This is a genomic window from Veillonella sp. ICM51a (assembly GCF_000524355.1).
Lineage (GTDB): Bacteria > Bacillota > Negativicutes > Veillonellales > Veillonellaceae > Veillonella > Veillonella atypica.
In genome coordinates this window covers 1-9,204 of sequence record NZ_JAPX01000025.1, presented here as the reverse complement: position 1 = coordinate 9,204, position 9,204 = coordinate 1, and the positions used below count along the sequence as shown (strand labels likewise).

General features: G+C 40.8%; 9 protein-coding genes. 8 read left to right on the top strand and 1 reads right to left on the bottom strand.

Annotation, left to right across the window (positions count from 1 at the left end; all coding sequences use genetic code 11):
• Window positions 1-265: 265 nt before the first annotated feature.
• Complete coding sequence (locus tag HMPREF1504_RS04255) at window positions 266-1,018, bottom strand: methionine synthase (protein WP_038123682.1); 753 nt, start codon at window positions 1,016-1,018, stop codon at window positions 266-268.
• Window positions 1,019-1,416: 398 nt separating this feature from the next.
• Between HMPREF1504_RS04255 and HMPREF1504_RS04250 the strand changes: the two genes are divergently transcribed.
• The 8 genes from HMPREF1504_RS04250 to HMPREF1504_RS04215 all read left to right on the top strand — a co-directional run bounded on the left by HMPREF1504_RS04250 (window position 1,417) and on the right by HMPREF1504_RS04215 (window position 9,072).
• On the top strand, window positions 1,417-2,190 hold the full coding sequence (locus HMPREF1504_RS04250) for a ParA family protein (protein WP_038123679.1): 774 nt from the start codon (window positions 1,417-1,419) through the stop codon (window positions 2,188-2,190).
• 115 nt (window positions 2,191-2,305) lie between these two features.
• On the top strand, window positions 2,306-3,217 hold the full coding sequence (locus HMPREF1504_RS04245) for a ParB/RepB/Spo0J family partition protein (RefSeq protein WP_038123677.1): 912 nt from the start codon (window positions 2,306-2,308) through the stop codon (window positions 3,215-3,217).
• The gene (gene hydF / locus HMPREF1504_RS04240) at window positions 3,217-4,494 is read left to right on the top strand and encodes a [FeFe] hydrogenase H-cluster maturation GTPase HydF (protein WP_038123675.1); all 1,278 of its coding nucleotides are present in this window, start codon (window positions 3,217-3,219) and stop codon (window positions 4,492-4,494) included. Before HMPREF1504_RS04245 ends, hydF begins: the two co-directional genes overlap by 1 nt.
• On the top strand, window positions 4,488-5,009 hold the full coding sequence (locus HMPREF1504_RS04235) for a DUF4446 family protein (protein WP_038123673.1): 522 nt from the start codon (window positions 4,488-4,490) through the stop codon (window positions 5,007-5,009). The genes hydF and HMPREF1504_RS04235 overlap by 7 nt, the downstream gene beginning before the upstream one ends.
• Window positions 5,010-5,062: 53 nt before the next feature.
• A complete protein-coding gene (locus tag HMPREF1504_RS04230; RefSeq protein WP_009661386.1) occupies window positions 5,063-6,040 on the top strand; it encodes a M23 family metallopeptidase in 978 nt (325 codons plus the stop codon).
• A gap of 879 nt (window positions 6,041-6,919) precedes the next feature.
• Window positions 6,920-7,498, top strand: a complete 579-nt coding sequence (locus tag HMPREF1504_RS04225) for a cob(I)yrinic acid a,c-diamide adenosyltransferase (protein ID WP_005375894.1) — start codon at window positions 6,920-6,922, stop codon at window positions 7,496-7,498.
• A 42-nt stretch (window positions 7,499-7,540) separates the two neighbouring features.
• Window positions 7,541-8,671 (top strand): hypothetical protein, encoded by a 1,131-nt coding sequence (locus HMPREF1504_RS04220; RefSeq protein ID WP_038123684.1) that lies wholly within the window; start codon window positions 7,541-7,543, stop codon window positions 8,669-8,671.
• Window positions 8,672-8,694: 23 nt separating this feature from the next.
• A complete protein-coding gene (locus tag HMPREF1504_RS04215) occupies window positions 8,695-9,072 on the top strand; it encodes a GerW family sporulation protein (RefSeq protein ID WP_038123670.1) in 378 nt (125 codons plus the stop codon).
• Window positions 9,073-9,204 lie beyond the last annotated feature (132 nt).

Genomic DNA, 9,204 nt, shown 5'->3' with positions numbered 1-9,204 from the left:
CGGCCGGGTCTGTCTACGCCCTTCGGGCTCCGCAGGGCCAAAGTCGCTGCGAAAGTAATGTTCATTCACAATTATCTTTCTAAACCATCTATATGCGGGCTTTCAATCCACTAGTTCATTATAACAATTGCATCTTTTCGATATCATAAATAGATTGTTTCACGTGAAACATTTTTGATTGCACATGGGTACAATGGTACAGAATGGGTACAATGGTACAGATGTACAAGGTAATGTTTCACGTGAAACATAGTGTGTTAAAATTTTATTCTGTTGGTTGTGCTTTCATAGCTATACCAGATGTTTCGGCTGTTGTTTTGCTTGTTTCTGGTTTTGTAGCCGCTGTTTTTTCTGGAAGTTTTCTTGATTGGCAATCTTTTTGTGAGCAAGAGCTACAACCGCGTTTTGTTGTCAAGCATTGATCTCCTGGCATCAAACCGATAATAGCTGTTACGGATTTTCTTGGAAATAATAAGAAGTTTTCTGTAACTTGTAGTCCGATTTGTTCGGTTTTGATGATTTTACCAAGTTGTGGTTGAATTTCTAAAGGCCAGTTGCCATAGCCTGGGCTAAAACGCCATGTAGGTGCATAACCTTGTTTCTTAGCAATGTTATTGATTACCTCGTTAACTTGGTCAGCCACTTGTTCAACTGCAGTTGTTGCAGCTGCATCTAGTAAGAGACCTACTGTGTAGTTGCCTTGTTTGAATAGCTGTTCGCTACGTCTTTCAACGTCTTCGCCGACCGTAACACCTAGCACATACACCTTTGTAGATTTTTCAAGATGTTTTTCAATGATGGATCCTTCAATTTTGAGCGGCGGATTACTTAAAATAACTTTATTTTCCGCATCGTAATCATATTCTTGGTAGACACCTTTTGGCGTCGCTAATAATTGGATTTCTTTACAAGCTTCGTCAACGAATTTTTCTGGAAAATCTTCGGCATGACGAAGTCCTGCATATCGCTTTACTTCATCTTTGTTGATGACGGGAAGCATTCCGTTATAAATGGGCATGTGAAACGCCTCCTTTAAAAATAAAATAGATTGTATGGTTAAAATGTTAAACCTATTAAAATACTGTCTTTTATAAGTATAAATATATCTATATATACTGTAAAGGCTATAGCTTCATATAATTTATTGAGGTGCGTCCATAGAAAAAAGTTATATGTAATTGTTTTATATCTAATGGTGTAAATCTATTTAGTGATGATACATAATCAAATAAATTTATAAGCTGGTATATCATGTTGGTGAACATATGTTTTTGTAATGTTTCACGTGAAACATTCTTATTTGTTTTTAGATTCTATTTGAAAATGATGGTCATACCTATAAAGTTCTATTTCTTTTGCGTGCCCTATGTTATAATGAAATGAAATATTTTTGAACGTAAAGTTGAGGTGAATTTTGTGGGCAAAGTAATAGCGATTACTAATCAAAAAGGCGGTGTAGGCAAGACTACAACATCTGTTAATCTCAGTGCTTGTTTAGCTGATGCAGGTAAAAAGGTGTTATTAATAGATTTGGATCCGCAGGGTAATGCTAGTTCTGGATTAGGCATTGAAAAAGATGATTTGGAATTATGTATTCACGATGTGTTGATAGATGGCGAAGACATTGCTAATGTTATTCAACCTACAATGCTTAAAAAGCTTTTTGTAGCGCCTGCAACGATTCAATTGGCTGGTGCTGAGGTAGAATTAGTAGGGATTGTTTCACGTGAAACAATTTTGAAAAAAGCCATTGCTTCTATACGCGATGAGTATGATTTTATCATCATTGATTGCCCGCCATCTCTTGGTTTGCTAACATTGAATGCTTTCACAGCGGCTGACAGTGTTTTGATTCCAATTCAAACTGAATTTTATGCCTTGGAAGGTGTTAGTCAACTTGTTAAGACGATTACAATCGTGCAACAAACATCTAATAAAGATCTTGTAATTGAGGGTGTGTTACTCACCATGTTTGATGGACGTACTAATTTGTCTGTCCAAGTGGCAGATGAGGTAAAATCGTTCTTTGGTACTAAGGTGTATAAAACGATTATTCCTCGAAATGTTCGCCTCAGTGAAGCACCAAGTTATGGGGAACCGATTATTGTGTATGATCTGAAATCAAAGGGTGCAGCTGTTTACACTAAATTAGCTAAAGAGGTTATTCGAGATTCTAAGAAAACGAAATAATTGGTATAGAATAGACTAAATAAATATGATTATGTAATGTAAGCACAAACTGTATATTGGTTTGTGCTGCATTTTATATATGCGGTGTGAAAGTACTAATAGATTGGGGTTAATTATGGCGATGAAACAGAAAAAGGAACGAAAAACATTAGCAGCAATGATAGGAGAACAGTCTATAGAGACGGCTTTACCTGAGCGTGAAGTTCACGAGTTGCCTATAGGGGATGTAATTCCTAATGAGGATCAACCACGTAAGAATTTTGATGAACAAAGTTTAGCTACTTTGGCTGAATCTATTAAGAATTTAGGTATCTTTCAACCAATCGTCGTTCGCAAGCAAAAGGATAAATACCAAATCGTAGCCGGTGAGCGTCGCTATCGCGCGGCATTAATGGTGGGCCTAGAAACAGTACCTGTAGTTGTAAAAAATTATAATACAGAGGAAATGACAGAAGTCGCTTTGGTAGAAAATCTCCAACGTGAAGGTTTGGATCCTATTGAAGAAGCTTTGGCATATCAAGGTTTGATGAATACGTATAAGCAAACTCAGGAGATGATTTCTGCACGTCTTGGACGTAGCCGTTCATATATTGCCAATATGATGCGCCTTTTGAAATTAGCTGCATCTGTTCAAAAAGATTTAATTGAAGGCGATTTAACTGTTGGTCAAGCTCGACCTTTGTTGGCTCTACGTAGTGCAGCGCAACAAGTAGAAGCAGCAGAGCGCATTAAAGAGGGCGAGTTAAGCGCTCGTCAAGCAGAGCAGCTCGTGAAAGCAATGATGTCTAAAAAGACTAAGTCTAAAGACACTACAGAGCCACATGATACAGCTGAGGTTCGTGCATTGGTAGATCGTTTAAAATTGAGCCTAGGCTCTCCAGTATCTATTAAATTTAGAGCTGGTAAGAAGGTACAAGGTAAAATTGAAATTGCCTTTAGCTCTGAAACTGAATTAGAACGTCTTATTGCTTATATGGATGCTCAGGAGAGCACAGAACATGAAAAAACAATGGAGTTTCGCGTATAATGGAACAAACACCAAAGGCTAATCGCGTACACATCGGCTTTTTTGGCCGTTGTAATGCGGGTAAGTCGACCTTAATTAATATGCTAACGGATCAACCAGTATCCCTTGTGTCTGAAGTGGCAGGCACTACGACTGATCCTGTTAGCAAATCTATGGAAATATTGCCTCTAGGCCCTGTGGTCATTACCGATACGGCGGGAATTGATGATACATCGGAACTGGGCGCTCTTCGCATTGAAAAATCCGAAGAAATTATCAAAAAAATCAATCTCGCTGTCTATGTGTTGCGTAATGATGAAGCGCCCACTGCTGATGATATGATGTGGCTTAATAAGTTGAAACAAAACAATGTGCCTATCGCATTATTCATCAATGAAATTAACGCTTTTAATAGTGAAAGCACTCATGATAACGATAGCAATGGTAATGATACTAATCCAAATTATGTAGATGCGTATCCTGATTTATCTGCTATTGCCACTGTCGTAGGCTCTACGGACTTTACATCGAATCGGGATCGTCTTACCTTGCTTGATTTGCTAGGTGGTTTAACACCGCTCGATGTAGAAGGCGAGCAATCTCTATTACAAGGGTTAGTTGATCCAGGGGATACTATCATTTTGGTATGTCCTATTGATTCGGCGGCGCCAAAGGGTCGTCTAATCTTGCCACAAGTACAGACAATTCGCGAGATTTTGGACCACAAAGGTCTTGCCTTGGTGTGCCAAACAGAAGAGCTACCGACCATGCTCAGTAAGCTTTCACAAAAACCAAAACTCGTCATCACCGATTCGCAAGCCTTTGAAGCGGTGAATGCGTTGACGCCTGCGGATATTCCATTAACATCATTTTCCATCTTAATGGCTCGCTTCAAGGGAAAATTGCAGGATTTAGTAACAGGGGTGAAAGCCCTTAACAACTTGAAACCTGGTGCGCGTGTGCTCATCAGTGAGGGCTGCACACATCGTCGCCAATGCGATGATATTGGAACCGTTAAAATTCCGATGTGGCTTAAAAAGAAGGGGCATACGGATCTACAGCTTGAATTTACCAGCGGTGGTGCGTTCCCTAAGGATGTAAGCGGTTATGATCTTATCATCCATTGCGGGGCTTGTATGTTGACGCGTCGCGAGGTGTTACGGCGCATTGATTGTGCCGTTGTGCAAGGTACGCCTATTGTGAATTATGGTGTACTTATTGCGTCATTACATGGTATACTAGAACGTGCTATTAGTCCGTTTATGGACGAATTAGATAGAAAGGGTTTTGAATGTTAGAATCTATACAACCCTATATCGGTGTATTAGGATGCGTATTAGCCGTTATTTTATTGGTATATTGCATTATCCTACATATTAGATTAGGGAGCTTAACGAAGAAGTTCAATTTCTTCATGCAAGGTGAAAATGGGGCTAGCCTAGAACGTAAACTTTCAGTAGAAATCACTGAAATTCGCGAGGCTGCAAAGGGATTGCAGGATATGATTGAGGAACAAACTCAAATTCGCAATATTCAAGGCAACACATTACAAAAAATCGGCTTTAAGAAGTATAATGCATTTGATAACATCGGCAACGATTTGTCCTTTTCCCTTACATTGCTTGACGGCAATAATAATGGGGTTTGCATTTCCAGTATCTATGGCCGAAATGACTCTCGTATTTTCAGTAAACCAATTGTGAAAGGTAAAAGTCTCGTTAATCTTTCACAAGAGGAATTAGAAAGTTTAAATGAAGCGCTTGGGGAACGTACGAATGAGGAAGCGTTAGCAAGCGTTATCCACTCTCAATAGGCAAATCGCTATGTTGTGTTCATATAGAGCGCACATGCATGATAAGTTGAGGAATGATTAAAAGTAAGGAAGGCATTTTGAAAGTACCAAGTATTTTGAGTTCTGTAGTGTCTCAGAATGGTGATAATTGCACCATTACATTGAGTCATAAACAAGCGAAGATTGTAGCGGTAGTGGCCGTAATCTTATTTGTAGCAGCACTTGTTTTATCCATTTGGGGCATTGCACGACAAGCAGAAATCGTTCAATTGCGTCAACAAACACAATTGCAAACAGAACAACTAAAACTGTTACAACAAAAAACAGAAGTGTTGGATAAGAAAATCCAAAACTTAAATCAAATTAGTGAAGAAAATAAACAAATGTTAAAGGGTGCTGAGTCCGGCACACCATCTCAAGGTGGTAGCGATGGCTCTGACCCAAAGCAGGAAGCCGCTAGCGATGAGACTAGTCCCACGCTAAGTGCGGCGCAACTTTCAGCAAGACTATCTAAATTAGATAAGGATGCACAAAAATTATTGGTTAGCTTCTACACGATGCGAAACATCTTGCGTGATGGTGGGGCTCAAGACATCGCTGCATTGCAACAATTGAACTACACCACAGGTTCTGGTGGATATACGAATAGTACAACGCCAAGCATCTGGCCAAGTAAGGGTGTTATTACATCCCCATATGGCACTCGTGTCGATCCTGTGACCGGTGCTGCTAGCGCATTCCACGAAGGTGTTGATATCGCTGACGATTACGGCACACCTATCGTTGCTACTGCAGCGGGTACCGTAACATTTGCAGGCTACACCGAAGGCGGTTATGGTAACCTCGTAGAAATCGATCACGGCAACGGATTTGTGACTCGCTATGGCCACAATAGCGCCGTTCTCGTTACACCGGGCATGACCGTAAAACAAGGCCAAGTCATCGCCCTTATGGGTAGTACTGGTAAAAGTACTGGCGCACACGTACACTACGAAGTACGGATTAATGGGTCCGCGGTTGATCCCATGGTATTTTTGCCAATTAGTAATTAAATACGCTATAAGACGGGATACCCCCTGTTCGAAAGCCGACACGCTACTGCGCTTACGCGGAGCCCGAAGTCGTTTTCGAACAGGGGGTATCCCTTTTGGCGTATTACTAATTACTAAACTGGCGGGAGTGGGGAAGCTACTGCGCTTACGCGGAGCCCGAAATCATTTTCAGAAGGGGTCTATCTTTTTTCTATCTAAATTTAGTTGACTAATTGGCATAAAATACCATTGTATAATTTAGGATAAAGGAGCGTACGAGATTGGCTTATATATGCCTTATAAAAAATTAGAACAGGAGTGTTCTAATTCTGAGTACCTAATATATGTTCCCTAAAAAATAGAACAGGCGTGTACTAATTCTGGGGACCTACTATATGTGTCTTAAAAAATAGAACAGGCCTGTTCTATTTTTGGGGACACACTATAAGGAACCTATGTAACAAGTATTCATTACATCTCTTCCCAAACGGCTAGGTTGGTAGTAATTCATATACCATAATTGGTACATGTTTATATACTGATGGTATAGATATCACATGTGGGATAATCCTTTTGGGTTGATAATAATATCTATTGGATATTGTATTGGTGTCTATTATTTTATAAGCATACATTATTGAAGTGCTAGATAGTAAGATGATGATGGGGTTCTAAATCCGACTTTGGCCCTGCGAAGGCCGAAGGCCGTAGTCAGACCTGGCCGGTGGAGGATTTAGGGCCCCATCATCATCTTGTTTGGCACCAATGTGTAGGTAATATAATTAATGAATCAATAGATATTATTATCTTATGCATAATTAGGATTGTCTTTCATGTGATATCTATTCCTTTTCGTCTATAAATATTGTACAATTATGGTATATGAACGGAGGTATATCTATGAAGGCCTATGTACAAGTTTATACCGGCGAAGGCAAGGGTAAAACGACGGCTGCGATCGGCCTCGCTATACGAGCTATAGGCGCTGGCAAAAAGGTTTTATTTTTACAGTTCATGAAGTCTAAAGTGTATAGTGAACATAATATTTTACCGACCCTCAAAAATATTACATTAGAAACTGTAGGTAAACCGTTTTTTATCATCAAGGAAGGCATGAAGAGCAAGGATGAGCTCGCCAAATGGGGTGATGAGGTGGTTGTATTTGAATCAGGAAATCCGCCTAAGGATTATGTAGCGCTCATTGAAAAGGGCTATGAACGCGCGTTAGAGGCTGTATCTAGCGGCGACTATGATTTGGTGGTTCTCGACGAATATAACATGGCTTTGTTCTTTGAACTCATTGATTGGAAAAAAACGGAGGCTCTATTAGAGGCTCGTAATCCGGAAACCGAAGTGGTGTTTACGGGGCGCGGGGCACCGCAAGAACTTCTTGATGTGGCCGATCTTGTGACGGAAATGAAGGAAGTTAAGCATTATTACATGCAAGGTGTAATGGCTCGCAAGGGCATTGAAAATTAGAGTATACTTTCACAAATCCCATAACCTAAGGAGGTGATGTGGTTGAGTATAGTCGCTATTGTGGCACTCATCGTAGTGCTTCTTATCGTAGCGCTGATCATGATTATCCTACTAACGCCAATCACATATAGCATCGAATGGAACGGCAGGACGCCGTACCGCGTAGAATTGTCGGTTAAATGGCTGTGGCGCGTATTGTCGCTGCATCTCGCATATTTTCAGGGCAAACCATTTTTTAAACAACTTTATCTATTAGGTATGCAGAAAATAGGCCCTGTGAAAGAATACGACGAATGGATTCAACAACGGGTTGATGACGAATATCAGAAGGCTGTTGACGAATTTGAAAATGATCCGATGGCTGCGCAGGCGGAAGCGATGATGAAAGCCATGCAAGGCGATGGCCAGGGCGGTACTGAACCGACTGAGCCGACGACCGTTGGTGCTTCTAGTGAAAGCCTAGATGCTACGAGCAGTGCAGGGCAAACATCAGATGCACAAGGTAAACAGGTTCGCGTTGAACGTGTTGATACATCTAAGGATGATAATAAGGGTGCTGAAGCGCGGGCTGCACAATATGATTCAATTCGCGATAACCCGACGATGAAACCTGATGATGAAGTGGTAGAAAAGGTTACTTTCAATAGTGATGGCACCGTAAAAGAGAAGGTATTTACGAAAATAGACGGCTTGAAAGATAGCGTAAAATCGCGCTTTCAAAAACCAGATTCTAATGATCCGGTAGCTAGTTTTAAATCGAAAATCCCGACCTTTTGGTTCATGAAACATGTGACGAATACGGAATTGTGGCGTCAATTATTGCTTGTTTCTAAGCGGTGTTATGACCATTCTAAACCACGAGATATCGCTGTAGAAGGGCGTATCGGTATCGGTGATCCTTTTAAGGGCGGCATGTTTGCTTCGATGTTGTACAGTATCTGGCCTGAACAGGCTGAACATATCGAGATTGATTATTTGAATTGGCATTTAGAAGGTAGTGGCCACATTAAAGGGCGCATTATTCTAGGCGCATTGGCATGGCACGGCACGCGATTCGTGCTTTCACAACCAATGCGTGCACTCATAGCTGAAACGGTCAAGGTCGTTTGGGTTAAGCGCAAAGAAAAGAAAGAATTAGAACGATTGAAAGCGGAACAGGCCGCTAACGCATAGTTGACATCAGTGGAGGTACTACGATGGAGAACAGTAACGTAAAAGAAAATTTAGAAGTCCTTTTTGAGAAGTTCAAAAATATGATTAAGGTGGAAACTGTAGTAGGTGAAGCGGTGCAAATCGGCGATACTACATTGGTTCCATTTGTGGACGTAACATTTGGTTTCGGCACTGGCACAAACCATAACACATCTGGCAAGAACCATGAATGTGGCGGCGGTGGCGGCGGCGCTCGCATGGAACCAAGCGCTGTGCTCGTAATCAAAGGTGAACGCATCGAGTTGTTCAATATTAAAGGCAATCCTTACAGCAGCAGCTTTGATCGCCTTATCGGCTTGGTGCCTGACCTCGTGTCCAAATTGAAATCCGATAAATACATCTATCTTAATGACGAACAATAATAGATAGTAAATTTTTAATAAGGGTTCATGATGAATTCATGGGCCCTTATTATTATTGTACGCCGAATAGGCATGACTAAACCCCCAGTTAAACTGGGGGTCGGTAAAAAATTCTTAGAGAAAAGGAAAGAA